Raw genomic sequence first — 26,261 nt, 5'->3', positions numbered from 1 at the left:
GTACGAGAATTCGGGTGCGCATGGCATTGACCCTCCCCCCGGCGCGCAGGTGGTGTCAAGTAGGTGGGACGGGCGTCTCATTATTTGAGCCGAGCAGCGGCCGGCTCCGGCCACTGAGCACGGGCAGCGCGGCCCCGCCCGGTACCGGGTACTCGCCACGGAGCAGCGCCCTGCGCAGCCGATACTCGTCCAGCGGACCGGAGAACGCCATGCCCTGTCCGTGCGTGCACCCCATGGCGCGCAGGGCCAGGACCTGCTCCGGCACGTCCACCCCGTCGGCCACCGACTGCATGCCGAGATCGCAGGCGATCCGGAGCAGCCCTGCGGTGATCTTGTGCAGGCGGGCCGACTCGACCACGCCCTCGACGAGGCCCCTGTCCAGTTTCAGTACGTCGATGGGGAGCCGGCGCAGGGCGTTGATCGCCGCGTAGCCGCTGCCGAAGCCGTCCAGCGCGATCCGTACGCCGAGCCTGCGCAGGCCCACCAGGCGCCGCTCCAGCTCGTCGAAGGAGATCCTCGGGTCGCTGTCGGCGAGCTCGATGATCAGCGCGCCCGAGGGCAGCCCGTGCCTGGTCAGAAGGGCTTCCACGGAGCCGAGCGGCATCGACTTGTCGAGCAGCCGCCGGGCCGGGAGGCGGACCGAGACGGGTGCGTCGTGGCCCGCCCGCATGCGGTCGGCGGCCTGCTCGACGGCCTCTTCGAGCAGCCAGCGGCTCAGCTCCGCGGCACGCTCGTTCTCGTCGGCGACCCGCAGGAATTCGGCCGGGGTGAACAGGATGCCCTGGGCTGATCTCCACCGGGCCTGGGCGGCCACCGCGGTGACCTCGCCGGTGGTGAGGTCGACGACGGGCTCGTGCAGCACCGCGAACTCGCCCTCGTTCAGCGCCGCGCGCAGCCGGGCCGCGAGCTCGGTCTTGCGCACGACCTCGGCCTGCATCTGCGGGGCGTACAGCTCGACCCGGTTCTTGCCGCCCTTCTTGGCGCGGTACATCGCGAGGTCGGCGTTGCGCAGCAGCTCGCCCGCGGTGACGCCCGGCTCGGCGAAGGCCACGCCGATGGAGGCGGCGACCCGGACATCGTTGCCGTCGATCTGGTACGGCTGCGACAGGGTGAGGCGCAGTCTGTCGGCGATCTCCCTGACGTGGTACTCGCGGGCCGCGCGGTCGCGGGTGCCGTCGCCCAGGATCAGCGCGGCGAACTCGTCGCCGCCGAGCCGGGCCGCGGTGTCGCCCGCCCGCACCGACTCCTGGAGCCTGCGGGCGGCCTGGATGAGCAGTTCGTCGCCCGCCTGGTGGCCGATGGTGTCGTTGACCTGCTTGAAGCCGTCGAGGTCGATGAAGAGCACGGCGGTGCCGGGGTCGGAGTTGCGCCGCCCGCCGAGCGCCTTGCGCACCCGCTTGGTGAACAGGGCGCGGTTGGGCAGGTCGGTGAGCGGGTCGTGTTCGGCGTTGTGTTCCAACTGCGCCTGGAGGCGCACCCGTTCGGTGACGTCGCGGCTGTTGAGGATGAGCCCGCCCTGGTGGCGGTTGACGGTGGACTCCACGTTGAGCCACTCGCCGGTCCCCGACTTGAAGCGGCACTCGATCCGCGTCGTGGGCTCCTCGGCGGGCGGCGCCGCCAGAAACCGGCGCACCTCGTGCACCACCCGGCCCAGGTCCTCGGGGTGGATGAGCGAGGCGAGCTCGGAGCCCACCAGCTCCTCCGCGTCCCGCCCGTAGACGCCGGCCGCGGCCGGGCTCACGTACCGCAGCATCCCGGTGGGGGCGGCGATCATGATGACGTCACTGGAGCCCTGCACCAGGGAGCGGAAGTGGTTCTCCTTCTGGGCCAGTTCGTGGGTGAGCGCGATGTTGTCGAGCAGCATGATCCCCTGGCGGACGACCAGGGCGAGCACCACGGTGCAGCCGGTGAACACGACCATGCGGTCGACCCGGTGGCCCTCGATGACGTTGTAGAGGATGCCCAGGGTGCACACGGCGGCCGCGAGGTACGGGGTGAGCGCGGCCAGCGAGCTGGCGAGCGGCCGCGTCACCGGCAGGGCGTTCGGGCGGACGCGGCCGGGGGCCGGGCGGGCGGCCCGCGGGGCGGCCGTCGGCAGCCGGGGCGGCGCGGCGGGAACCCGGCGGGCCCCCCAGGGGGCGTACGCGAGCAGCAGGGATCCGGCGAACCAGCCGGCGTCCAGGAGCTGGCCCGAGCGGTAGTGCTCGCGCAGCAGCGGCGAGGTGAACAGGGCGTCGCACAGCACGGTGAGGGCGAGCGCCGCGATCGCGGTGTTCACCGCGGACCGGTTGGCCGACGAGCGCCGGAAGTGCAGCGCGAGCACCATGCTGACCAGCACGATGTCGAGCAGCGGATAGGCGAGCGTGAGGGTGGCGTGCGCGACGCCCTCGCCCTCCCCCTCGTGGGCCGTGCGCGCGAGGGCGAGGCTCCAGGACAGGGTGAGCAGCGAGCCGCCGATGAGCCAGGAGTCGAGGGCCAGGCAGACCCAACCGGCCCTGGTGACAGGGCGCTTGGCGAGGACGAGCAGGCCCACGATGGCGGGCGGCGCGAAGCAGAGGAAGAAGAAGTCGGCGGGCGAGGGGGTGGGCACGCCGCGCCTGAGCACGACCTCGTACCAGCCCCAGACGCCGTTGCCGCAGGCGGCCATGGCGGAGGAGAAGGAGAACAGCAGCCAGGCCGGCCGGAAGCTGTTCTCGCTCTCGGTGGCCCCGCTCCGGGCGTACCGGAAGCAGGAGACCGCCGCGATCATGGCCGCGCCGGAGAGGCCGAAGTCACCCATGAACAGGGCGAGTTGCGCGGAGCCCCAGCCGAAGAATGCGCCGGTGGCATATCCGGCGCAGATCAGCGCCAGCACCAGCTGGGACACCATGCCGGCTCCGCCCCCCGTGGCCATGGGCGGCCGCGTCAGGATCGCTCCGGGCGCGCTCACCGGACCGCTCCGCGCCACCGGGCCGACTCCGGGGCCCCTCCCGGTCGGAGCCGGGAGCCGGTATCGCCGCGCCGGGAGCCGTGCTCCTGGGCGCGGTGGGTCGTTGTGCCGTTTATCGCCTCGGCGGCCGCCGCTCCACCGCGGTGCATCGTTGCGCGATGCGCGCGGGGTTGCCGCAGGCGGCTCCACCGCGTCGGATCGTTCGTCCATTGGCCGTGCATCGCCCGTCGCCCCCCTCGCAGTGATCGCTCCCCCGCGCCGTAGACGCACGGCGCCGGCCCCCGGTCGGGACGATACACCAGTCTCGTCACTCAGGGACATAGCCCTTATACGCTCAGTGACAGCCCGGAGTCATGCGGGCACCGGGTGCACCCGAATCGCTCCGGAGCGTTACTGATCCGTCGTCAGAACCACGTTGGCGAGCGGTTCTTGGGCCGCGAAGCGGGTGAGCTGAGCGACCAGCAGACGCTTGGCGCGGGGCAGGAAAGCGGAGCTCGAACCGCCCACATGCGGGCTGATGAGGACATTCGGCGCATGCCACAGCGGGTGCCCCACGGGCAACGGCTCGGGGTCCGTGACATCCAGTGCCGCGTGCAGGCGCCCGGACTCCACTTCGGTGAGCAGCGCCGAGGTGTCGACCACCGGACCGCGCGCCACGTTCACCAGCAGCGCCCCGTCCTTGAGCCGCGCCAGGAACTCGGCGTCCACCAGGCCCTTCGTGCTCTCGGTGAGCGGTGTGGAGACGATGACGACGTCCGCTTCCGGGAGCAGAGCGGGCAGATCGGTCCATCCGTGCACTTCGCCGCGCTCCGTTGTACGCCAGGAGCGCGCGACGCGCGCCACCCGCGCGCACTCAAAGGGTGCGAGCCGGTCCTCGATGGCGGCGCCGATCGACCCGTACCCCACGATCAGGACCGACTTGTCGGCGAGCGCCGGATAGAAGCCCGACCGCCACTCCTGCCGCTCCTGTCCCCGGACGAAGCCCGGAATCCCGCGCAGCGAGGCGAGGACGAGCGTCAGGGCGAGCTCCGCGGTGGACGCCTCGTGCACCCCGCGGGCGTTGCACAGCCGCACCCCCGGCGGCAGCAGGCCGATGCCGGGCTGCACGTGGTCGATCCCCGCGGTCAGCGTCTGCACGACGCGCAGGCCCGTCATGGCGGCGAGCGGGCGGACCGCGATCTCGGAGGGCTTCATGTACGGGACCACGTAGACGGCGCAGTCCGCCGGGTCGGCCGGGTAGTCGGGGCCGCCGTCCCAGAACCGGTAGTCGAGGGAGGCGGGAAGACCCGGGATCCCGGCCGGGTCGAAGGGGAGCCACACGTTCGCAGTCATGGTCAGGAGGCTATGCGAAGCGTGCCCGGGGCCAGAGGTTAGTTTGGGGAGCGACGAGGGAGGGATCCGGCCAGGTGGAGCGCAGGACAATCGGGGCGGGGGCCCTGCGGGCGGGTGCGATAGGGCTCGGCTGCATGCCGATGAGCTGGGGCTACAGCCGCTCGCAGCAGGACCTGGAGCGCTCGCTGCGGGCCGTGCACGCCGCCCTCGACACCGGCGCGAACCTGCTGGACACCGCCGACATGTACGGCCCGTTCACCAACGAGCTGCTGATCGGGCGGGTGCTGAAGGAACGCCGGGACGAGGCGTTCGTGGCCACCAAGTGCGGGCTGCTCGTGGGCGTCGACCAGCACGTGGTCGCCAACGGCCGCCCGGGGTACGTGCGTCGGGCCTGCGACGCCTCGCTCCGCCGGCTCGGGACCGACGTCATCGACCTCTACCTGCTGCACCGCGCCGACCCCGAGGTCCCCGTCGAGGAGACCTGGGGTGCCATGGCGGAGCTGGTGACGGCCGGGAAGTTACGGGCGCTCGGGCTGAGCGCGATGGGCGCGCGGGCGGTGCGCCGGGCGGCGCCGGGGGCCGGGGTGCACGGGCTGGACGTCGGCCGGTACGAGCAGACGGTGGGGCTGCTCGACCGCGTGCAGCAGGTGTTCCCGGTGAGCGCCGTGCAGGCGGAGCTGTCCCTCTGGTCGCGGGAGGCGCTGGACGCGCTGCTGCCGTGGTGCGCGGTCCGGGGCGTGGGCCTGCTCGCCGCGATGCCGCTGGGCAACGGGTTCCTGACGGGCACGCTCACCCCGGGCCAGGGCTTCGAGCCGGACGACATCCGGGCCCGCCACCCCCGCTTCACCGCGGAGATGATGGCCGCGAACCAGCCCCTGGTCGTGGGCCTGCGCCGGGTGGGCGCCCGGCACGGGGCGACCCCGGGACAGGTGGCGCTGGCCTGGCTGCTGCGTCTGGGGCACCAGGTGATCCCCGTGCCGGGGGCCAAGCGGGAGGAGTGGGTGCGGGAGAACGCCCGCGCGGCGGAGCTGTCCCTGACCCCGCTGGACCTGGCGGAACTGGCCGCGCTGCCGCCGGCCCGGGACTGAGCGCCGGCGCCCTCGGCAGCGGATGGGCGTGCCCGGGCTCGCGAAGGAGCATCGCGCGGCGCGGAGTTGGAGCGGGCGGTCCGGGGGTGCTGCCCGCAGAATGAACCCGGCACACCGACCCCCGTCGAAGGGAACCCGAACCGTGCGACGAACCACCGCGGCCACCGCCCTGGCCGCAGCCGCGCTCGTGCTCGCGGCGGGCTGCTCCTCACCGGGCACGCAGCCGCGGGGCCAGGGCGCGCCCTCCGCGACCGGGGCCTCCTCGTCCGCCACGCCCGGCGCCCAACTCCCGCCCGCCAAGGGCTCGGTGAAGGTGACCAGGACCGTCGCCACGGACCTGAAGTCGCCCTGGGGCATCGCCCCGCTTCCCGAGGGCGGGCTCCTGGTCGGCTCCCGTGACGACGGCTCGGTCGTCCTCGTCGACGCCGCGAGCGGCAGGAAGACGAACGTGGGCAGCGTGCCCGGCGTCGCCCACCAGGGCGAGGGCGGCCTGCTGGGCCTGGCCCTGTCGCCCTCGTACGCCTCGGACCATCTGGTCTACGCGTACTTCACCACCGAGTCCGACAACCGCATCGCCCGGATGATCTACGACCCGCAGCGGCCGGAGGGCCAGCAGCTCGGGGCGCCGGACACCATCCTTCGCGGCATCCCCAAGGGCGACAACCACAACGGCGGCCGGATCGCGTTCGGGCCGGACCGGATGCTCTACGCGGGGACCGGCGAGACCGGCGACCGGGGGCTCGCCCAGGACAGGAAGTCGCTCGGCGGGAAGATCCTGCGGATGACGCCGGACGGGCAGCCCGCGTACGGCAACCCGGAGGCGGACTCGCTCGTCTACTCCTACGGGCACCGCAATGTGCAGGGGCTCGCCTGGGACGGCGAGAACCGGCTGTGGGCCTCCGAGTTCGGCCAGGACACCTGGGACGAGCTGAACCTCATCGAGCCCGGCAAGAACTACGGCTGGCCCGTGGTGGAGGGCCGGGGGAACAAGCCCGGGTACGTCGATCCCGTCGTCCAGTGGAAGCCGTCGGAGGCCTCGCCCAGCGGGATCGCGTTCGCGGGCGGCTGCGTGTGGATCGCCTCGCTCAGGGGCGAGCGGCTGTGGCGCGTCCCGCTCGACGCGACCAAGCCGCTCGCCGACCCCGAGGCCTTCCTGACCGGGCAGTACGGACGGCTGCGCACCGTCCTGCCGACCGGGACCGCGGGCAAGCTCTGGCTGCTCACCAACAACACCGACTCGCGCGGCAAGCCGAAGCCCGGCGACGACCGCATCCTGGAGCTGGACGTCACCTAGCCGTCACGAGGCGGGGTCCGCCACCGCCCGGCCCGGGAACAGGTTGATGCGGTGGGCCAGCGCGGCCGCCTCGCCCCGGCCCGAAACCCCCAGCTTGGCCAGGATGTTGGAGACGTGCACGCTCGCCGTCTTCGGGGAGATGTAGAGCTCCTCGGCTATCTGGCGGTTGCTGTGGCCCGCCGCGACCAGGCGGAGGACGTCCCGTTCACGGCTGGTGAGCCCGAGCGCGTCCGCCGGGTCGACCGGTTCCTCGGACGCGGCTCGATCCGGCCCGGTCAGCGGCAGCCGGGCCCGGCGGGCAAGGAGCTCCAGCTGTTCGCGCAGGGGGCGGGCGCCCAGGCGTACGGACTCGGCGTGGGCCTGGCGCAGCAGCGAGGCGACCCGCTCGCGGTCGCCGCCCTCGGCGAGGAGGGCCGCGGCCCAGCGGTGGCAGACCACGGCCAGCTCATGGGGGCGTTCGAGGGGCCTGAGCGCGTGGGCGGCCGCTTCCCAGCGGGCCGCCGCGTCCCCGCCCTCGGCGCGGGCCAGTTCGGCGCCGACGACGAGGGAGAACGCCTCGCACACGGCGACGCCCGTCGGGAGCCGCTTGGCCGCCACCCGGATGAGGTCGAGGGCGGCGGCCCGGCCGGGCTCCGCCGAGGGCAGGCCCCGTACGTCGGCCTCCATCGCGGCGGCGCAGGCGAGCAGCGGCCAGGCGTAGCGCTGGGTGCCGGGCGGGAAGCCGGGCTCCACGGCGCGGGCCAGTTCGGCGCGGGCCTCCTCGACGCGGCCGCGGGCGGCCGCGATGCCGAGGGCGAGGCGGGCCAGCGGGATGGCGTGCTGGGCCATCGGGTCGTACTTGCCGAAGGCGCCGTGGGCCTCGGCGAGTGAGGCCGCAGCGACCTCCAACTCGCCCTGCAGCAGTGCGAGGTCGGCGCGCCGCATGAGGACGCTGCCGAGCGGCTTGTTGCTGACCGCGGTGCGCTGGACCCGCTCGATGCACTCGACGGTCTCCTCCCAGCGCCCGAGGTGGAAGAGGGACTCGGCCCGGTTGGCCTGCACCCAGGCCTCGTTGTCGAGCAGCCCGTACTTCTGGGCGAGGCGCACCCCGGCGTCCGCCAGGAGCACCGCGTCCGCCGAGCGGCCGATGGCCTCCAGGCTGGAGCAGAGGTTCACATGGCCGCGGCCCGCCTCGCCGACCAGGCCCAGTTCGAGGGAGCGGTCGATCACCGAGCGCATGGTGGCGAGGCCGTCCTCGACCGCGCCGGAGTCGACCATGAGGCTGCCGAGGGTGAGCCGTACGTTGAGCTCGATCTCCTCGGTGCGCACCAACCGGGCGTAGGCGACGGCCTGTTCGGCCTCGGCCAGGGACTCGGGGCCCGGCCTGTGCAGCATGCTCCAGCCGGCCGCGGTGGCCATGACCTCGGCGTGCACGGGGGACGGCGGCAGCCCGCGCACCAGGTCCTGGGCGGTGGCGATCTCCTCCCAGCCGTCGCCGCGCCCCAGGTTCTGCACCAGGCGGGAGCGCTGGATCCAGAACCAGGCGGCGCGCAGCGGGTCGCTCCCGGAGGAGGCCCGGTCGTTCTCGGCGATGAGCCGCAGGGCCCGCTTGGCCAGCTTCAGGGCGCGTTCGCGCTCGCCGCAGAAGCGGGCCGCCTCGACGGCCTCGGCGAGCAGGTCGAGGTAGCGCAGCGGCGCCGTGCTCTCGGGGGCGCGGCCGCAGGCCGGGTAGGAGCCCGCGTGGTCCAGCGGCCGCAGTCCGTCGCGCACCTCCTCGGGTACGGAGTCCCACAGCTCCATCGCCCGGGACAGGAGCCCCAGTTGCTCGGAGTAGGCGTGCCGGCGGCGGGCCTCGACGGCGGCGCGCAGCACCACGGGCAGCGCCTTCGCCGCGTCGTGCGCGTGGTACCAGTAGGTGGCGAGCCGGGTGGTCTGCTCGTCGGCCCGGACCAGCGCGGGATCGGCCTCCAGCGCTTCGGCGTAGCGGCGGTTCAGGCGCGAGCACTCGCCGGGCAGCAGGTCGTCGCTGACGGCCTCGCGGACCAGGGAGTGGCGGAAGCGGTAGCCGTCGCCGTCCGCCGCGGGCAGCAGGATGTTCGCGCCGACCGCGGCCCGCAACGCCTCGATGAGCTTGTCCTCGGGGAGCCGGGCGACGGCGGCGAGCAGGGGGTACTCGACGGTGGAGCCGCCCTCGGCGGCGATCCGCACCACCCGCTGGGCGTCCTCGGGCAGGCTCTCGACGCGGACGAGCAGGAGGTCGCGCAGCGAGTCGCTGAGGTCGGGGCAGGTTCCGTCGGAGTCGCGGCCTACGACGAGTTCCTCCACGAAGAAGGCGTTGCCGTCGGACCGCTCGAATATCTCGTCCACCAGGCGCTGTTCGGGCTCGGCCGCGAGGATTCCGGCGAGCTGGTGCCGGACCTCGGACCGGGTGAAGCGGGGCAGTTCGATGCGCCGCACACTGCGCAGCCGGTCGAGCTCGGCGAGCAGCGGGCGCAGCGGGTGGCGGCGGTGGATGTCGTCGGCGCGGTAGGTGGCCACGACGACGAGCCGGCCGCGCCGCAGGGTGCGGAAGAGGTAGGAGAGCAGGTGGCGGGTGGAGGCGTCCGCCCAGTGCAGGTCTTCGAGGACGAGGACGACGGTGCGCTCGGCGGCGATCCGCTCCAGCATCCGGACGGTCAGCTCGAAGAGGCGCGCGGTGCCGTCCTCGCGCGCGAGGGGGCTGCCGGTCCTGGCCAGCTCGGGCAGGAGCAGGGCGAGCTCCTCCTCCTGGCCGTCGGCGGCGGCGGCGAGCTCGTCGGGCAGTTGGCGGCGCAGCGCGCGCAGCGCGGCCGAGAAGGGGGCGAACGGCAGCCCGTCGGCGCCGACCTCGACGCAGCCGCCGATGGCGATCACGGCGCCGGCCGCGCGGGCCGCGTCGGTGAACTCCTCGACGAGCCGGCTCTTGCCGACGCCCGCCTCGCCGCCCACGAGCAGCGCCTGCGGCTCTCCCCCGGGCTCCGTGGCGGATGCGGCCCGGGCGCAGGCGAGTGCTTCGTTCAATGCGCGCAACTCGGCGGCGCGGCCGACGAACACGGGGCTGACTGACCTGGTCTCCACGGTGCCGAGCATCGCACAGGCGTCCGGCAGCGCGGGACCGGACGGTCCGTCCCCGGCTGGGGAGGCGGCCCCGGAGGAGGTCGGGGCCACGGCCGGGGACGGCGTCCGGTCGGTGGGAGCGGGGTGGGGCGGGGTGGTCGTCATCGCGGGCGGCCGGATCTCAGGCGGCCCGGACGAACCGGCTGCGCGGTGAACTCACCTGCCCCTCCGCTCCGTTGCCGCCACTGCGGCGGCCGAAGCGGCGCAGGGCGCGGCGGGCCTGGCCCACCAGGCGCTCGTGGTCGGCGCGGCGCAGCAGCTCGGCCTCGTGGATCTTGTGCATCTCGTAGTCGAACATCTCGTACTCCTGGGTCGATGGGGTTGCGGTGGTCGCTCGGCCCCGGTGGTGTTCCGGGTTCCTTGCGATGCCTCAACTCTCGTCTCCCAGGGGCCCCTCCCACATCGGGCGAGTGCCGCATCTGTGAGGAGGCGCTGCCTTAGGCGGCCCGGATACCGGACGTGAGCCGCCTAAGGCAGAGGGGCGGGCGCCTTAGGAGCGCCCCGGGGGCCTCAGCCCTTGGTGCTGGGCAGGGCCGCGAACAGGTCGAGGTACATGCCCGCCGAGATCAGCAGGCCGATCGCGCCGAGGACGACTCCGGCCAGCGCGACGGCCCTGACCCACACCGGCTGCTCGGCGCGGCCCGGCGTGCCGAAGGCGGGCCGGGCGAGCACGACGGCGCCGACGATCAGGGCGAGCAGCGCGAAGACGCCGTTGACCAGGGCGGTGGTGTGCCAGGAGTTGCCGTAGATCTCCTGGATCTGCTGGGTGGCGGTCCCGCTCTGGGAGGTCTTGATCTGCCCGATGAGGGTGGCCCGCTCGGAGAGCGTCTTGCCCATCCAGGTGCCGCTGAGCGACACCGCGCCCAGGGCGGTGGCGACGACGGCGCCGGCGCCCGCTCCGAAGGCCGCGCGGGCGGGGGCCGCGTCCTCGGCGTCGTCGGAGAGTGCGTCGTCCTCGTCGAGGGCGTCTTCGGACCCGGCGTCCGGGGTCGTGGGGGTGTCCGTCGCTTCGGCGGCCCCGGGGGCCGGTTCCGCGGCTGCTCCCCCAGGGGTGGACGTGGCCTCGGTCTCGGTCTCGGCGGCCTTCTCGGTCTCGGCGTCGGTCTTGGTCGTGGCGGGGGTGGCGTTCATGCCGGGCACGCTAGGTGCCGTTTCTGAGAGCCCGCTGAGAGCTTCCTCAACGGCCCCGCCCGCGCCCGCCCGGCGCCCGGCCCGGACCGTTCTCCACGCCGGGCGTGTCGGAGTCAGCGCCCCGCTCGCGCCGCCCGCCAGTCGTCGGCGAGGACCGACCAGACCTCGCTGTCGTGGCGCACCCCGCGGTAGAGGTGGCTCTGCCTGAGCACCCCGTCCCTGACCATGCCGAGCCGCTTGGCCACGTTGATGCTGGCCGTGTTCTCGGCCGATGCCACCCACTCGACGCGGTGCATGCCCCGTACGCCGACGGCCCAGTCGATCAGCAGCGTGGCGGCCCGGGTGACCAGGCCGCGGCCGACCGCCGCCTCCTCCAGCCAGCAGCCGACCTCGCAGGTGCCCTGCGCCGCGTCGAAGGTCCGGAACAGCACTCCGCCGACGAGGGTGTCCTCGTGCCAGATGCCGTACAGACGCCCGGCGTCCGCGGCCTGCTTGTCGGCGTACCCCTGAAGGTAGGCGCGGGCGGAGGCCAGGTCGGTGGCGTGGTCGGGCAGGGCGATGTGGGTGCCGATGAAGGCGCGGCTCCGGTCGATGTGGGCGAGGAACTCCGCGGCCTGCCACGGCTCCAGGGGGCGCAGTTCGGCCCCGTCGTCGCCCAGGGGCACAGCGAACATCCCGGCTCCTCCACCTTCGTAGGCCATGGTCGTCACGGTACGAGCTGCCCGGCCGGTTCGGCCGCCTGCTGCTCCGGGATCTTCGCACGGCGGCCTTCGGGCGCTTCGATGCTGATCCGCGGCAGCCGCCGGTCCAGCCAGCCGGGCAGCCACCAGTTGGCGCCGCCGAGCAGATGCATGAGGGCGGGGACGAGGAGGGTGCGCAGGACGAACGCGTCCAGGGCGACGGCCGCCGCGAGCGCGATGCCGAACATGGCGATCACGCGGTCGCCGCTGAGCACGAAGGCCCCGAAGACCGAAATCATGATCACGGCGGCCGAGTTGATCACCCGGCTGGTCTCGGCGAGGCCGACCCGGACCGCCCGCCGGTTGTCGCCGGTCTCCAGCCACTCCTCGTACATGCGGCTGACCAGGAACACCTGGTAGTCCATGGACAGGCCGAAGAGCACCGAGACCATGATCACGGGCAGGAACGGCTCGATGGGTCCGGACCGGCCGAGCCCCATGAGCTCACTGCCCCAGCCCCACTGGAAGACCGCGACGACGATGCCGAACGCGGAGGCCACGGCCGCCACGTTCATCACGGCCGCCTTGAGCGGAATGCCGACCGAGCGGAAGGCGAGCAGCAGCAGGACGCAGCCCAGGGTGATCACCACGCCGACGAACAGCGGGAGTTTGCCGACGATGATCGCCGCGAAGTCGTCGTAGCTGGCCGTCACGCCGCCGACGTACGCCTGGAGCGAGCTGCCCCGCTCGGCGGCCGGGAGCACCTCGTGGCGCAGCCGGTCGACGAGTTCGCTGGTGCGCTGCGACTGCGGGGCCGAGTCCGGTACGACGGTCAGGACGGCGGTGCTGCCGCTGCCGTTGTACGTCACCGGGCTCACCGAGGCGACGCCCCCGGCGGCGCGCAGCACGTCGGGCAGCCGGTTCATCGCGAGCCGGTCGCCGGGGCCCGCCAGTTCGGCGACCACGGTGAGCGGCCCGTTCACGCCGGGCCCGAAGCCGTCGGCGAGCAGGTCGTAGGCCTGGCGCGTGGTCGACTTCGCGGGGTTGTTGCCCTGGTCGGAGGTGCCGAGGTGGAGGGAGAGCGCGGGCAGGGCGAGCACCAGCATCACCACGGCGGCGACCGCGCCGAGCAGCTTGGGGTGGCGCTCCACGAAGGCGGCCCAGCGGGCGGCGAACCCGGCCGGCGGCTCGGGCCGCGGCCCGTGTTCGGCGAGCCGGCGCCGTTCGCGGCGGCTGAGCGCCCGCGTCCCGATGTACGAGAGCAGCGCGGGCAGCAGCGTGACGGACGCGGCCACGGTCAGCACGACGGTGAGGGAGGCGGCGACGGCGACGCCGTTGAGGAAGCCGAGGCGCAGGGTCAGCATGCCGAGCAGGGCGATGCACACGGTGGCGCCCGCGAAGACGACGGCCCGGCCGGTGGTGGCGACGGCGGTGCGGGCCGCCTCCTCGACGCTCAGGCCCCGGCGCAGCCCGCGTCGGTGCCTGGTGACGATGAACAGGGCATAGTCGATGCCGACGCCGAGCCCGATGAGCATGCCGAGCATGGGCGCGAAGTCGGCGACGGTCATGACGTGGCCGAGCAGTCCGATGCCCGCGTACGCGGTGCCGACGCCGACCAGCGCGGTGGCGATCGGCAGCAGACTGGCGGCGAACGAGCCGAAGGCGAGGAACAGCACGACGGCCGCGACGACCACGCCGACGGCCTCGGAGAGGTGCGCGGACGGCGCCTCGGTCAGCCCGACCGCGCTGCCTCCGAGTTCGACGTCGAGGGAGGCGGACGCCGCGGCCCTGGCCGTGTCGACGACCGCTTGGGCCCGCGCCTTGGGGATGTCGTCGGCCTGTTCGTCGAAGGTGACCGTCGCATAGGCGGTGCGGCCGTCGGCGCTGATCCGCGCCGCCCCGTCGGGCCCGTACGGGCTGGTCACCGAGGCCACGCCGGGAAGCTTCGCGATCTGCCCGAGCGTCGCTTGCATCGTCTGCCGTACGTCGCCGTCCCGGACCGATCCGGACGCGGTGTGCCAGACGACGGAGTCGGTGTCGCCGCCCCGGCCGTGGAAGCCCGCGTCGATCAGGGCGCTCGCGTGGCCGGACTCGGTGCCGGGGGCCTCGTAGTCGTTGGAGTAGGCCGAACCCGCGACGGCCGCGGCGGCGGTGGTGGCGCCGAGCGCGAGGAGCCAGAGCAGTACGGCGACGAGGCGGTGCCTGACACACCAGCGCGCGAGGGCGGCCAACAGAGTGCTCCCGGTTGATCTTGTTGCTCTGACCGGGAACAGCCCGGGAAGAGCCGGGAACAGCCCGCGAAGAACGGCGGTGCGCAGGATGCGCGTCAGCCACTCTGGCAGTCAATAGAGATCGTTTGCCCCTTTCGTGGCCTTACTCACAGGGCCCGTCCCCCAGTTGGGGCGAAGGGCCCGGGCTCAGCGCCGAAGGGCATCCGCGGGTTCGATGCGGGCGGCGCGCAGCGCGGGGTAGGCGCCGGCGAGCAGCCCGGTGAGGGTGCCGATCAGCGGGGCGGGCAGGGTGGTCCAGGGGTCGAGGATGGCGGTCCAGTGGTGGGCGAGGGCCACCGACAGCGTGACCAGGACGCTGACGGCGGTGCCGAGCAGGCCGCCGAGGGTGCCGAGCGCCGCGGACTCGGTGAGGAACTGGGCGGCGATGTGCCGGGGCCGGGCGCCCAGCGAGCGGCGCAGGCCGATCTCCCCGGTGCGTTCCAGGACGGAGACGAGCGTGGTGTTGGCGATGCCGACGGTGCCGATCACCAGGGTGATGCCCGCGAGCAGCAGGAACAACGAGTCGAGGCTGCCGGTGACGCTGTCCTGGAGCGCGTGGGGCGTGGGCGGCGGCACGGCCTGGAGGTGGTCGGGCCGGTCGGGCCGCAGCGCGAGCGGGGCCTGGCGCGCGATGAGCGGGGCGGCGCCGACCCGGGTCTCGATGAGCATGGTGGCGGCGTAGTCGGGCGCGGGGTCCCCGTAGTCGGCGCGGGCCGTGCGGTCCGGGATGATCACCGAGAGCAGCAGGTTGGGGACGCGCTCGACGTTCTCCAGGATGCCGACGACCGTGTACGGGGTGCCGTTGATGAAGACGGCGGGCTGGGCGGCGAGGTTGCTGATGCCGAGGTGGCGGGCGACGGCCGAGCCGATGACGGCGACGTGCATCCGCCGGGCGGCGTGGAAGGTGCTGTAGAGCGTGCCGCCGCCGAGGGTGGGGCCGACGGCCCGGAGGAGGCCGGGGCTGGCCGCGTACACCGTGAGCCCCTCGGCGCCCGTGGCCGCCGCGGTGGCGGGTCCCGAGCGGGTGGAGACGGCGGGCGGGGTCTTGAAGACCTGCCAGTACGTTCCGGCGTGGACGGCGCCGCGCAGCCGCTCGATCCGCTGGTCGGCGTCGTCGGGGAAGTCGTAGCGGGTGGCGGTGGCCGCCTGCTGCGCGGGGTCGGGCGCGCCGACGTCCTTGACGGTGACCTGGGTGGCGGCGAGCACCGTGAAGTCGGAGCTGATCTGGCCCCGGGCGGTGGCCGTGAGCCCGAGGATGGCCACGAACGCGCCGACGCCGAGCAGGGTGCCGAGCACGGTCAGGGCGGTGCGGGCGGGGCGTTGCAGGATGCCCGCGACGGATTCCGCCGCGAGGTCCCTGAGGGCGAGCCGGGTGCGGGGAAGGTCCGGGTGGCGCGGGCGCCGCGCGCATCGCCTCACACCGGGCCCCTCTCCGCCGAGGCGCCGCTGTCCTGGGCGAGTTCGCCGTCGCGGATGGTGAGGGTGCGGCGGGCGCGGGCGGCGACGGCCGGGTCGTGGGTGATGACGACCAGCGTGATGCCGCCGCCGTTGAGGGCGTCGAGCGTGTTCATGACCCGCCCGGCGGAGGCGGAGTCCAGATTGCCGGTGGGCTCGTCGCACAGCAGCAGGCTGGGCCGGTTGACCAGGGCGCGGGCGATGGCCACGCGCTGGCGTTCGCCGCCGGACATCGCGGAGGGCAGCGCGTCGAGCCGGTGCCCGAGCCCGACCGCGAGCAGCGCGTCCACCGCTTCGGTGCGCCGCCGGGCACGCGGGGTGGCGAGGTAGACCTGGGCGAGCATGACGTTCTCGGTGGCGGTGCGGTAGGGCAGCAGGTGGAAGGCCTGGAAGACCAGGCCGATGCGGTGCCCGCGCAGGGCGGTGCGCTCGGCCTCGGGCAGCCCGCCGGTGTCGATGCCGTCGAGCCGGTAGTGGCCGCCGGTGGGCCGGTCGACGAGGCCCACGACGTTGAGCAGCGTCGACTTCCCCGACCCCGAGGGCCCGACCACCGCGATGTACTCGGCGCGCCGCACCGTGAGGTCGGTGGGCCGCAGCGCGTGCACGGGCGGCGGCCCGGGGTAGGTGCGCGCGGCGCCGGCCAGCTCGATGACGGCGGGTACGCGGGCGGTGTCGGCGGGCGTCGGCCCGTCCGCCTCCGCGGCCCCCGTGGCGGGGCCCGCCGCATCACGCGGGCGCCACGGCACTCTCACTGGCCCACCACCACGGCGTCCCCGGCCGCGAGCCGGTGTCCCGGGGCCGCGGTGACGGCCACGTAGCCGTCGGCGTCCATGCCCGCGGTGACCGGGACGCGCTGCTGGGCGCCCGACGCGGCCCGTACGGACACCGAGGTGTTCCCGTCGGCACCCGCGTTGACGGCGCTGGCCGGGACGACGAGCACCGGGCCGTCGCTGGACGCCGCGGTCACGGTGACCCGCACGTCGAGGCCGAGCCAGGGCGCGGGGAGTTCGGTGGCCGGGGTGACGGTGAGCGGGTAGCCGGCGCGTGCCTGCGGGCCGGATCCGCCGCCGTCCTGGCCGCCGCCGGACGAGCCGTTCTGCCCGCCCGCCCCCGAACTCCCGCCGCGCTGACCGGGGTTGGAGGTGCCGGTGGTGTACGCGCCGATCGCGGTGATGGCACCCTTGGCCTCCTGGCCGAGCACTTCGGCGGACAGCTGGACCTTCATGCCTTCGCGCAGGGAGGTCTTCTGGTCCTGGGTGAGGACGGTGGTCACCACCGGGCGCCCCGAGTCGATGGTGAGCAGCGGCGCGGTGACGGCCGAGCCCACGGCCGCGTTGACGGCCGAGAGGCGGGCGGGGAAGGCGGGCACGAAGGTGAACTCGGCGAGCGGGAGCATCACGCCGGTGTGCGCGACGAGGTCGTCGAGGGCCTTCCGGGCGGTGGCTAAGTCCTGTTCCGCATAGCCGAGTTGGGTGGTGGCGGCCGAGATCGCGGCGGCCCCCTTGGCGCCGTCGCGGGCGGCCCGGGCGGCGGTGACGGCCCGCTGAGCGGTGGTGACGGCCTGGTGGGCCGCGCCGAGCGCCTGCTGGTCGGACGCGCCGTGCGGGCCGCCGGTGTTCGGCGGGTCGTAGCCACGGTCGGCGTACAGCGCGGCGACGGCCGCCTTGGTCGCCGCGCCGAAGGTGCCCGCCGGGTCCCCGTCCGGGTAGCCGAGGCGGCGCAGCGCGTTCTGGAGCTCGGCCACGTCCTTGCCGGTGTCGCCCGGCTTGAGGTCGCGGTAGGCCGGGACCGGCCCGGCCAGGGCGATGACGGGCCGCCCGGAGACCTCCACCAGGACGTCGCCCGGCGCCACGCCGCTCCCGGCCTTCTTGCGGATCCCGGTCAGGAGCGGCGCGCCGGCCGCCGCCCCCTGGGACTGCCCCTGGACGGGTGTGAAGGTGACGCTGCCGCCCGCGGTGACGGTGCCGCGCAGGATCACCGACTTGGTGAGGACGCGCTGCTGCACGGCGGCGGTGAGTACGGTCGGCTCGGGGGCCTGCCGCCCGGCCGCGTCCTGGGCGGGGGAACGGACGAAGACGGAGGCGACGAGCCCGCCGATGGACAGCAGCGCGGCGCCCGCGGTGACGACCAGCAGCATGCGCTGACGCCTGATCAGGGACGAGACGTGCGGCGGGAGTTCGGGCTCCAGGGGCTGAGTCAGAAGGTCCTGACGGGTGTCCGCGTCGGGTTCACCGGAGTCCAGGGCAATCGGAATACCCGATTCGGGCCTGGAGCTGTCTGCCATTCGGTCCGCCTGCCAGGTAGCCGCCCGGTCCGATCGCGGGATCGGGCGCCAGCCTGATGTCCCGGCCGGGCCGCGTCAAGAGGGGAATTCCGGGGCGGTTGAGACCCAGTGTGGCCGAATCACGGCCCGTGTGAAGGGACCGCGCCGGAGGGGCGCCCGAGTGCGCGATCTTTACCAACCCTTTTCAACAGCACTTCCCCGTCGTGCAATTGGTTGGTCCGGACCGGATGTTCACACACGCCGTCACGGAATTCCGGCCATGATGGCGGCTCATCACGTTTCTCTGGCGTTCCTCCCATCCCATGGAGCCAGGGAGTCCGTAATCTCTCCATTGACCGGACAGAACGGCACCACTTACGGTTCTCCTGCCCTGGGAGACGTCCCGGGACTCAGCGGTCTCCGGCCGGAACCGTGCACCAAGAGAGCACGAAAGCTCGGCCTCACGTCATTTCCCAGGAAACTGAAGGAGATTCGCTGTGAGATCCAGATACGCGTTGGCCGTGGCCGGTGTGACCGTGGCGGCGCTGGCCGGTCTCGCCACGCCCGCCTCGGCCGCTCCGGCCGCCGCCTCGGCCCACCTCGGCCCGGCCGCCACCGTCATCGGCATCGAGTTCGTCGACGCGAACTACCAGGGCGCCACGTACACCGTCACGGGCGGCACCTGCACCGCGACCACCTCGGACGTCGACTACTACATCAACTCCATGCCGAGCGGCTGGAACGATGTCATCTCGTCGTTCCGCAGCTATGCCAACTGCTTCACCAAGCTGTATGAGAACAGCAACCGCTGGGGCTCGACCTACGGCTTCGTCGGCGACTCCAGCTACGTCGGGGACGCGATGAACGACCGGGCCAGCTCCATCGAGTGGAGCTGACCGGATCCCACTCGGCTGCCGCCGCGGACCGGGGCACGGTCCGCGGCGGCGGTCGGCCGGCGAACCGGCGGCTCCCCACCCCTCACCGTGCGGGCAGGAAGTGCGAAAGGCGGCCATGACAGCGCGAGTTGCACGAGGAGGGCGCCCGGGTGCGGGAGCCCTCAGGATATCGGGCCCGGTGGCCGCCCTGGCCGGCGCCGTGGCCCTGCTGGCCGCGGCGGGCTGTTCGGGCTCCTCCCAGCAGCCCGCCCAGCCGAAGACCGGCGCCGTTCCGAAGATCACCGAAGCCTCCCAGATCAAAGCGCTGCCGCTGGACGCGTACACCCTCAATCAGCAGCAGTACCTGGACACGCTCAACGCCCAGCGCGTTCTCGCCCGGCGCTGCATGACGCAGTACGGAATCGACTGGCACGGCAGCGACGTGGTCGACCCCGCGCCCGTCGGGCAGAAACTCGACACGCTGTTCCTGATCATCGACGAGAACCGCGCCGCGCAGTACGGATACCACTCACCCGACGATCATTCGAAGAGCGGCGGGAAATCCTCAGCGGGAAACGACCCGACCCCGGTCGAGAAGTCGGTCTTCACCGGCACCTACAAAGGCCCCCAGATCAATGGGCATTCCGTTCCCAAAGGCGGGTGCAGCGCCGTGGTGGAAGCGGAGCTGACCAAAGGCGGCGCCCCCGGAGTAGGCGTCTTCGACGCGGCGAACGTCATGCTCGGCCCTTACCAGCAGTCGAAGTCGGACAGCCGGGTCCTGGACGCGTTCAGTGCCTGGAGTACGTGCATGAAAGGCAAGGGATACACCTACAAAACGCCCGACGACGCCGTCAACGACCCCGCCTGGCGGGCCCCGCAGCCGACCCCCACGGAGATCGCGACGGCCCGCGCGGACGTCGCCTGCAAACAGCAGACCAATGTCGTCGGCACGTGGTGGGCGGTGCTCACGGCGTACGAGAACAAGTACATCGACGAGCACGCCGAGGACCTCACCAAGGTGAAGCGGCAGGTCGACGCCACGCTGCGCAACTCGGCGACGATCCTGGCGACGGGAAGCTGACGTGACGTCAAGGGGTCTGTTTGCAGGCGTTGTTGGCCGTACGCTCCTCGCCCTCGCGGCGCTCGTCGCGTCGGCGGGACGCGCGGGCTGCAACGACGACTCGTCGCCGCAGCCCGCCACGACCACCCAGGGCGCCTCCCCCGGCCGAGCCGGGGCCCGGGTCAGCCGGAGACGCTCGGGCGGCCGTTCTCGATGTGACCCATCAGGCGCCTGCGGAACGTGCCGCCGCCGTCCGCGGTCACTTCGAGGTCGTACCAGCCGTGCGCGTCCGCGGCGGAGTGCACCACGGTGCGGCTGCGCCCGGGCTTGACCGTGACGCTCCGCCTCCAGTCCCTGAGGTCGGCCTCGTCGGCGTAACCGAGCGGCCGGACGACGAACGTGACGGGCGCGCTGCCGCGGTTGCGGAGCGTCAGATGGACGTCGCGGTCGTGGTGGTCGAGGTAGGTGGTCACCTCGGCCGCGTCCACGCCCGCGGCCCCCTCGAACTCCCGCCGGAACCCGTTCGGCCCGGTGACGGTGAACCTGTAGGCGCCGTTCGCCCCACGGGTGAGGGGCACGCTCCATTGCGCCTTGCCCCGCACGTCCTTGTGCTGCGGCGCGGCGAACTCCTTGGCGTACGGGTAGAGCGCGAAGTGGACGCTGGCCTGGCCGTTGTTGCTGAGCTGCACCTGGAGCGCGCCGTCGGCGATCCGCGCGTAGGCGTCCGGCTGGTACGGAAGCGGCCGGGCGGGACGGGTGCCCTCCTCCTGCACGGGCATGTGCTGCTGGGCGGGTGGCACGGGACGCCAGCGTCCGCTCAGCGGCGGGATGGGTCCCGGGTGGGCCACGGCGGGCTGGGGCCTGCCCCGCTTGAAGTCGAAGGCACTGGTCAGATCGCCGGTGACGGTACGCCGCCAGGCGCTGATGTTGGGCTCGCGCACCCCGGTCCACCGCTCCAGGAAGCGGATCACCGAGGTGTGGTCGAAGACCTCGGAGCAGACGTACCCGCCGACGCTCCACGGCGAGACGACGAGCAGCGGCACCCGTGCACCGAGCCCCGTGGGCTTGCCCTCCCACTGCTCCTCGGTCACCTCGGGCGGGGCGACGGGCGGCGGGACGTGGTCGAAGAAGCCGTCGTTCTCGTCGTAGTTGATGAGGACGACCGTGTGCCGCCAGACGTCGGGGTGCTTGCCGAGCTCGTCGAGGACCTTGTAGACGATGGTGGCGCTGTGCACCGGCGAGGACACGCTCGGGTGCTCGGAGTCGAGCGCGGAGGGCACCAGGTAGGAGACCTCGGGCAGGGTGCCGGTGGCGACGTCCTTGCCGAAGGCCTCGGCGAGGGTGCCGGTCGGCACCCGCCTCAACCCCCGCTCGAACAGGCTGCGTTCGGCCTTGGTGAGGGTGGCCGCGCCCTGGTCGAGCAGGCCGAGGAGCCGCTGGCGCTCGGCGTCGTTGGGGGCGTCGCGCACCGCGGAGTAGAAGGACTCCATGAACGTGTGCCCACCGGTCCTGGCGAGCGCCTTGCGGGCGATGGCCTTGAAGGTGGTGAAGAACTCGATCTGGTTGTCGGTGAAGTTCTCCCACTCGGTGTACGTCTTCCAGCTGCGCCCGGCCTTCTCCAGCCGCTCGGCGTAGGTGCCCCAGCCGTACCCGGGGTGGGTGCCCTCGTCGTACGCGTCGTTGCCGACGGCCCGCTTGCCGTTCGCCTCGTACCCCGTCTTCCCGCTCCACAGGTGGTTGCGGTTCGGGCTGGTGGAGCTGTGGATGGAGGAGTGGTAGGCGTCGCAGACGGTGAAGGTGTCGGCGAGTTCGTAGTGCAGCGGGATGTCCTGGCGGTCGTAGTAGGCCATCGTCGCCGAGGTCTTGGCGGACACCCAGTTGTCCATCCAGCCGCCGTTCCAGGCCTTGGCGCCGCCGCTCCAGGAGTGGTCGAGGGCGCCTATGTACTGGAGGTCCTTGTGCTGGGCGGCGGCCGCGCCGCGCACGGGGAAGGGCAGCACGGTGGTGCCGAGCGGCCCGGGCTGCTCGAACACGGGCCTGCCGCCGGGGAGTTGGAGGGCGTTGCGGTCCCCGAAGCCGCGTACGCCGCGCAGGCTGCCGAAGTAGTGGTCGAAGGACCGGTTCTCCTGCATCAGGATCACGACGTGCTTGACCGCGCCCAGCCCACCGGCGGGCGGGCCCGCGGCCATCGCCGTCTGCAGCGAGGGCGGCAGCAGCGACCCGGCGGCCGCGACGCCGAGCGCGCCGCCGCCGAGCGCGAACAGGCGTCGCCGTGAGATGTCCGTGATCAAGAGGTCCTCCCGAGCCGTGCGTGTGAGGTGCTACGCGGGGAACGGTAGTGACCCCGGGTGTCCGCCAGAAGGCCCCGCCCCGGCCCCGGGGTGAACGTCCAAGCCCCCACCCCCGAAAGTCCAACGCCCTCGCGGGCGGGGGTGCTTGGCATCGCGCCCCCTGAACCCCCTTTCGATCTGCGGACCGTGCTCGCTTCTCGCGCAGTTCCCCGCGCCCCTATCAGTACTGGTGCGGACCCGTGCTGGGGTCTTCAGCCCGTCCGGCGTTTGAGGACGAGCGCCGTTCAGGCGCGAACGGGGGTCTGGGGGCGGAGCCCCCAGGGGCACCTTCACCCCCGGAGGCCACGCGGCGGAGCCGCAGAGTGTCACAGCGGGAAGGGGCGGGGTGGGGCCTACCGGGGTCTGGGGCGGAGCCCCAGGAAGGGGGGCGCGGCATGCGGAAGGGGCGGCTCCCGCCGGGCTAATCGCCGGTGGGAGCCGCCCCTCGGAGCGGGAGGAACTAGCCCTCGACGCCCAGCCGCTCCAGGATCAGCGACTTGACGCGCGCCGCGTCGGCCTGACCGCGCGTGGTCTTCATGACCGCCCCGACCAGCGCCCCGACGGCCGCGACCTTGCCACCCCGGATCTTGTCCGCGATGGCCGCGTTGGAGGCGATCGCCTCGTCCACGGCCGCACCCAGCGCACCCTCGTCGGAGACGACCTTCAGGCCGCGCTTCTCGACGACCGCGTCCGGGTCGCCCTCGCCCGCGAGGACACCCTCGATGACCTGGCGCGCCAGCTTGTCGTTGAGGTCACCCGCGGCGACGAGCGCCGCGACCCGGGCGACCTGCGCCGGGGTGACGGGCAGCTCGTCGAGCGCGACGCCCTGCTCGTTGGCGTTGCGGGCCAGCTCGCCCATCCACCACTTGCGGGCGGCCGCCGCGTCCGCACCGGCCTCGATCGTCGCGACGATCGGGTCGACGGCGCCGGCGTTGAGCATCGACTGCATGTCGTGCTCGGTGACGCCCCACTCCTCGCGGAGCCGGTTGCGCCGCACCCGGGGCATCTCCGGGAGGGCGGCCCGCAGTTCCTCGACCCACGCGCGCGCGGGAGCCACCGGCACCAGGTCCGGCTCGGGGAAGTAGCGGTAGTCCTCGGCGTTGTCCTTGATGCGGCCCGAGGTGGTGGAGCCGTCGTCCTCGTGGAAGTGCCGGGTCTCCTGCACGATCGTGCCGCCCGAGGACAGCACGGCCGCGTGCCGCTGGATCTCGAAGCGGGCGGCCCGCTCGACCGAACGCAGCGAGTTGACGTTCTTGGTCTCCGAGCGCGTGCCGAACTTCTCGACGCCGTGCGGACGCAGCGACAGGTTCACGTCGCAGCGCATCTGGCCCTTGTCCATCCGGGCCTCGGAGACGCCGAGCGCCTTGATGACCTCGCGCAGCTCGGCCACGTACGCCTTGGCGACCTCGGGGGCGCGCTCGCCCGCTCCCTCGATCGGCTTGGTGACGATCTCGATGAGCGGGATGCCCGCGCGGTTGTAGTCCAGGAGCGAGTGCGAGGCGCCGTGGATGCGGCCCGTCGCGCCACCGACGTGCGTCGACTTGCCGGTGTCCTCCTCCATGTGGGCGCGCTCGATCTCCACGCGGAAGATCTCGCCGTCCTCCAGCTGGACGTCCAGATAGCCGTTGAAGGCGATCGGCTCGTCGTACTGCGAGGTCTGGAAGTTCTTCGGCATGTCCGGATAGAAGTAGTTCTTCCGGGCGAAGCGGCACCACTCGGCGATCTCGCAGTTCAGCGCGAGGCCGATCTTGACGGCCGACTCGACGCCGATCGCGTTGACGACCGGCAGCGAGCCGGGCAGGCCGAGACAGGTGGGGCAGGTCTGCGAGTTGGGCGCGGCGCCCAACTCGGTGGAACAGCCGCAGAACATCTTGGTCTTGGTGCCGAGTTCGACATGGACCTCCAGGCCCATGACGGGGTCGTACGACGCGAGGGCGTCCTCGTACGAGACCAGATCAGTAACGGTCACGGTGAAAAACTTCCCTCTCAGCCCAGCAGGACGTCGTCGTCCCCGATGCGCTTGAGCTCGCGCAGCAGGATGGCGACACCGGTGGCGATGGCGGCGGCGGAGACGACGGCGTCGAGCAGCTTCAGCGTGTCGTGGTCGGTGCGGGCCTTCTTGGCCTGCTTGACCACGCTGATCGCGCCGAACGCGGTGGTGCCGATGGACAGGTACGTACCGGCCTTGGACTTCTTGAATCCCTTGGCCTTGGTCAGTGCACTCACAGCGACGGAGCCTCCTCAAGCAGCGGGTGACCCCACTTTTCCACGAAGGCGGCCTCGACAGCGGCTCCCACCTTGTACAGGCGGTCGTCCTTCATGGCGGGGGCGATGATCTGCAGCCCGACCGGCAGGCCGTCCTCCGGCGCGAGGCCGCAGGGCAGCGACATGGCGGCGTTGCCCGCCATGTTGGTCGGGATGGTGCACAGGTCCGCGAGGTACATCGCCATCGGGTCGTCGGCGCGCTCGCCGATCGGGAAGGCGGTGGTGGGCGTCGTCGGCGAGACGATCACGTCGACCTGCTCGAAGGCCTTCTCGAAGTCGCGCGTGATGAGGGTGCGGACCTTCTGGGCCGAGCCGTAGTACGCGTCGTAGTAGCCGGAGCTCAGCGCGTACGTACCGAGGATGATGCGGCGCTTGACCTCGTCGCCGAAGCCGGCCTCGCGGGTCAGCGCGGTGACGTCCTCGGCGGACTTCGTGCCGTCGTCGCCGACCCGCAGGCCGTAGCGCATGGCGTCGAAGCGGGCCAGGTTGGAGGAGCACTCCGACGGGGCGATCAGGTAGTACGCGGAGAGCGCCAGGTCGAAGGACGGGCAGTCCAGCTCGACGATCTCGGCGCCGAGCGACTTGAGCAGTTCGACCGACTCGTTGAAGCGCTGGACGACACCGGCCTGGTAGCCCTCGCCCGCGAACTGCTTGACGACGCCGACGCGCATGCCCGAGACGCTGCCGTTGCGGGCGGCCTCGACGACCGGCGGGACCGGCGCGTCGATGGACGTCGAGTCGAGCGGGTCGTGCCCGGCGATGACCTCGTGCAGGAGTGCCGCGTCCAGGACCGTACGGGCGCAGGGCCCGCCCTGGTCGAGGGAGGACGAGAAGGCGACCATGCCGTAGCGCGAGACCGCGCCGTAGGTCGGCTTGACGCCGACGGTGCCGGTGACGGCGGCGGGCTGGCGGATGGAGCCGCCGGTGTCCGTGCCGATGGCGAGCGGGGCCTCGTAGGAGGCGAGGGCCGCGCTCGAACCGCCGCCGGAGCCGCCCGGGATGCGGGTCAGGTCCCACGGGTTGCCCGTCGGCCCGTACGCGCTGTTCTCGGTGGAGGACCCCATGGCGAACTCGTCCATGTTGGTCTTGCCGAGGATGACGACGTCGGCGTCCTTGAGGCGCTTGGTGAGCGTCGCGTCGTAGGGCGGGATCCAGCCTTCGAGGATCTTCGAACCGACGGTGGTCGGGATGCCCTCGGTGGTGAAGATGTCCTTCAGCGCCAGGGGCACACCGGCCAGCGGGCCGAGCTTCTCGCCCGCCGCGCGCTTGGCGTCGACGGCGCGGGCCTGCGCGAGCGCGCCCTCGCGGTCGACGTGCAGGAAGGCGTGGACCTTCTCGTCCACGGCCTCGATGCGGGCCAGGTGGGCCTCGGTGACCTCGACGGCCGTGAGCTCGCCGGACGCGATCTTCGAGGCGATCTCGGCGGCGGTGAGCTTGATGATGTCCGTCATGTGATTAGTCCTCCCCCAGGATCTGCGGCACCTTGAAACGCTGCTGCTCCTGGGCCGGGGCGCCGGAGAGCGCCTGCGCGGGGGTGAGCGACGGACGGACCTCGTCCGCGCGCATGACGTTGGTCAGCGGCAGCGGGTGGGAGGTCGGGGGTACGTCTTGGTCGGCGACCTCGGAGACGCGGGCGACCGCGCCGATGATGTCGTCGAGCTGACCGGCGAAGTGATCGAGCTCTTCGCCCTTCAGCTCCAGACGCGCCAGCCGGGCGAGGTGGGCGACCTCCTCGCGCGTAATGCCAGGCATGCAGCGATCCTCAGGGGTGAGTGTGTGTGGTGTGGGCCCAATCCTATGGGGCGCACCGCCCTCACCACGAAACGGATATCTCCCTCACCCTCGGTCACCAGCCCGTCATGGGGTCCCCCTGGCCCCCAAGGCCTTGGGGAAGCCCGAGGCCGAAGGCCGTTCAGGCCCGGACGGGGCCTGGGACGGCGGCCTCAGCAGCCCCGCCGCTTTCGGGTGCGGACCACGCATGGCTGATCTCGCAGTTCCCCGCGCCCCTGACGACTCGGCGCCGGGCCCCAGCGTCTTGGACCTTGGCCTCTTTCCTGCCCCCGGCGGGTTTCGGGAAGGGGTGGGGTGGGGGCTCTCGGGGTCTGGGGCGGAGCCCCGGCGGCCCCGGGAGGCCGTCGGGTGCGGACCATGCGTGGCTGATCGCGCAGTTCCTCG

Annotated in this window: 19 protein-coding genes; 4 read left to right on the top strand and 15 right to left on the bottom strand. The window is 72.8% G+C overall.

Translation table 11 applies throughout. The features are described from left to right. Positions 1-55: 55 nt before the first annotated feature. Both AC07F3_RS25835 and AC07F3_RS25830 read right to left on the bottom strand, forming a co-directional pair. Positions 56-2,869 carry a putative bifunctional diguanylate cyclase/phosphodiesterase gene (locus tag AC07F3_RS25835; RefSeq protein WP_479116813.1) on the bottom strand — a complete coding sequence of 938 codons (2,814 nt, stop codon included), beginning with the start codon at positions 2,867-2,869 and terminating at the stop codon, positions 56-58. Between the two features lie 450 nt (positions 2,870-3,319). After that, the gene (locus AC07F3_RS25830; protein ID WP_479116812.1) at positions 3,320-4,261 is read right to left on the bottom strand and encodes a 2-hydroxyacid dehydrogenase; all 942 of its coding nucleotides are present in this window, start codon (positions 4,259-4,261) and stop codon (positions 3,320-3,322) included. Positions 4,262-4,335: 74 nt separating this feature from the next. On the opposite strand from AC07F3_RS25830, the gene AC07F3_RS25825 reads away from it, so the two are divergent. Then, complete coding sequence (locus AC07F3_RS25825) at positions 4,336-5,349, top strand: aldo/keto reductase (protein WP_479116811.1); 1,014 nt, start codon at positions 4,336-4,338, stop codon at positions 5,347-5,349. A 100-nt stretch (positions 5,350-5,449) separates the two neighbouring features. After that, entirely contained in the window at positions 5,450-6,643 is a 1,194-nt protein-coding gene (locus tag AC07F3_RS25820) for a PQQ-dependent sugar dehydrogenase (protein WP_479116810.1), read from the top strand. A 3-nt stretch (positions 6,644-6,646) separates the two neighbouring features. Here the strand turns inward: AC07F3_RS25820 and AC07F3_RS25815 are convergent, their stop codons facing one another. The 8 genes from AC07F3_RS25815 to AC07F3_RS25780 all read right to left on the bottom strand — a co-directional run bounded on the left by AC07F3_RS25815 (position 6,647) and on the right by AC07F3_RS25780 (position 17,577). Beyond that, positions 6,647-9,730 carry a helix-turn-helix transcriptional regulator gene (locus AC07F3_RS25815; RefSeq protein ID WP_479117031.1) on the bottom strand — a complete coding sequence of 1,028 codons (3,084 nt, stop codon included), beginning with the start codon at positions 9,728-9,730 and terminating at the stop codon, positions 6,647-6,649. Between the two features lie 148 nt (positions 9,731-9,878). After that, a complete protein-coding gene (locus tag AC07F3_RS25810; RefSeq protein WP_479116809.1) occupies positions 9,879-10,055 on the bottom strand; it encodes a hypothetical protein in 177 nt (58 codons plus the stop codon). A gap of 212 nt (positions 10,056-10,267) precedes the next feature. Continuing rightward, complete coding sequence (locus tag AC07F3_RS25805; protein WP_479116808.1) at positions 10,268-10,888, bottom strand: hypothetical protein; 621 nt, start codon at positions 10,886-10,888, stop codon at positions 10,268-10,270. A gap of 113 nt (positions 10,889-11,001) precedes the next feature. Then, entirely contained in the window at positions 11,002-11,562 is a 561-nt protein-coding gene (locus tag AC07F3_RS25800) for a GNAT family N-acetyltransferase (protein ID WP_479116807.1), read from the bottom strand. 32 nt (positions 11,563-11,594) lie between these two features. After that, entirely contained in the window at positions 11,595-13,799 is a 2,205-nt protein-coding gene (locus tag AC07F3_RS25795; RefSeq protein ID WP_479116806.1) for an MMPL family transporter, read from the bottom strand. Positions 13,800-13,985: 186 nt separating this feature from the next. Further along, entirely contained in the window at positions 13,986-15,257 is a 1,272-nt protein-coding gene (locus AC07F3_RS25790) for an ABC transporter permease (RefSeq protein ID WP_479116805.1), read from the bottom strand. Next, positions 15,254-16,039, bottom strand: a complete 786-nt coding sequence (locus AC07F3_RS25785; protein WP_479117030.1) for an ABC transporter ATP-binding protein — start codon at positions 16,037-16,039, stop codon at positions 15,254-15,256. Before AC07F3_RS25785 ends, AC07F3_RS25790 begins: the two co-directional genes overlap by 4 nt. A 2-nt stretch (positions 16,040-16,041) precedes the next feature. Continuing rightward, positions 16,042-17,577: a peptidoglycan-binding protein gene (locus AC07F3_RS25780; RefSeq protein ID WP_479116803.1), complete on the bottom strand. Its 1,536-nt coding sequence runs from the start codon at positions 17,575-17,577 to the stop codon at positions 16,042-16,044. Between the two features lie 476 nt (positions 17,578-18,053). Between AC07F3_RS25780 and AC07F3_RS25775 the strand changes: the two genes are divergently transcribed. Together AC07F3_RS25775 and AC07F3_RS25770 are read left to right on the top strand one after the other, a co-directional pair. Beyond that, positions 18,054-18,452, top strand: a complete 399-nt coding sequence (locus AC07F3_RS25775; protein ID WP_479116802.1) for a hypothetical protein — start codon at positions 18,054-18,056, stop codon at positions 18,450-18,452. A gap of 178 nt (positions 18,453-18,630) precedes the next feature. Next, positions 18,631-19,512, top strand: a complete 882-nt coding sequence (locus tag AC07F3_RS25770) for a hypothetical protein (RefSeq protein WP_479116801.1) — start codon at positions 18,631-18,633, stop codon at positions 19,510-19,512. A 161-nt stretch (positions 19,513-19,673) separates the two neighbouring features. Here the strand turns inward: AC07F3_RS25770 and AC07F3_RS25765 are convergent, their stop codons facing one another. The 5 genes from AC07F3_RS25765 to gatC form a co-directional block, all read right to left on the bottom strand. After that, a complete protein-coding gene (locus AC07F3_RS25765) occupies positions 19,674-21,782 on the bottom strand; it encodes a phosphocholine-specific phospholipase C (RefSeq protein WP_479116800.1) in 2,109 nt (702 codons plus the stop codon). Positions 21,783-22,281: 499 nt separating this feature from the next. Next, a complete protein-coding gene (gatB, locus tag AC07F3_RS25760) occupies positions 22,282-23,790 on the bottom strand; it encodes an Asp-tRNA(Asn)/Glu-tRNA(Gln) amidotransferase subunit GatB (protein ID WP_114038303.1) in 1,509 nt (502 codons plus the stop codon). A 17-nt stretch (positions 23,791-23,807) separates the two neighbouring features. Further along, on the bottom strand, positions 23,808-24,047 hold the full coding sequence (locus tag AC07F3_RS25755; protein WP_479116799.1) for a hypothetical protein: 240 nt from the start codon (positions 24,045-24,047) through the stop codon (positions 23,808-23,810). Next, positions 24,044-25,537, bottom strand: coding sequence for an Asp-tRNA(Asn)/Glu-tRNA(Gln) amidotransferase subunit GatA (gene gatA / locus AC07F3_RS25750; protein ID WP_114038301.1), 1,494 nt, complete (start codon positions 25,535-25,537; stop codon positions 24,044-24,046). Before gatA ends, AC07F3_RS25755 begins: the two co-directional genes overlap by 4 nt. A gap of 4 nt (positions 25,538-25,541) precedes the next feature. After that, positions 25,542-25,838, bottom strand: coding sequence for an Asp-tRNA(Asn)/Glu-tRNA(Gln) amidotransferase subunit GatC (gene gatC, locus AC07F3_RS25745; protein ID WP_003966094.1), 297 nt, complete (start codon positions 25,836-25,838; stop codon positions 25,542-25,544). Positions 25,839-26,261 lie beyond the last annotated feature (423 nt).

It is taken from the genome of Streptomyces sp. NPDC045846, assembly GCF_056431605.1.
This window is presented reverse-complemented; position numbering and strand designations above follow the sequence as displayed.

Excerpts from the sequence above, each read along its gene's own strand:
- AC07F3_RS25835 (WP_479116813.1), bottom strand. The coding sequence starts at position 2,869 with ATGGTGTCCCAGCTGGTGCTGGCGCTGATCTGCGCCGGATATGCCACC.
- AC07F3_RS25830 (WP_479116812.1), bottom strand. The coding sequence starts at position 4,261 with ATGACTGCGAACGTGTGGCTCCCCTTCGACCCGGCCGGGATCCCGGGT.
- AC07F3_RS25820 (WP_479116810.1), top strand. The coding sequence starts at position 5,450 with ATGAACCCGGCACACCGACCCCCGTCGAAGGGAACCCGAACCGTGCGA.
- AC07F3_RS25815 (WP_479117031.1), bottom strand. The coding sequence starts at position 9,730 with ATGCTCGGCACCGTGGAGACCAGGTCAGTCAGCCCCGTGTTCGTCGGC.
- AC07F3_RS25810 (WP_479116809.1), bottom strand. The coding sequence starts at position 10,055 with ATGTTCGACTACGAGATGCACAAGATCCACGAGGCCGAGCTGCTGCGC.
- AC07F3_RS25805 (WP_479116808.1), bottom strand. The coding sequence starts at position 10,888 with ATGAACGCCACCCCCGCCACGACCAAGACCGACGCCGAGACCGAGAAG.
- AC07F3_RS25800 (WP_479116807.1), bottom strand. The coding sequence starts at position 11,562 with ATGTTCGCTGTGCCCCTGGGCGACGACGGGGCCGAACTGCGCCCCCTG.
- AC07F3_RS25780 (WP_479116803.1), bottom strand. The coding sequence starts at position 17,577 with ATGGCAGACAGCTCCAGGCCCGAATCGGGTATTCCGATTGCCCTGGAC.
- gatA (WP_114038301.1), bottom strand. The coding sequence starts at position 25,537 with ATGACGGACATCATCAAGCTCACCGCCGCCGAGATCGCCTCGAAGATC.
- gatC (WP_003966094.1), bottom strand. The coding sequence starts at position 25,838 with ATGCCTGGCATTACGCGCGAGGAGGTCGCCCACCTCGCCCGGCTGGCG.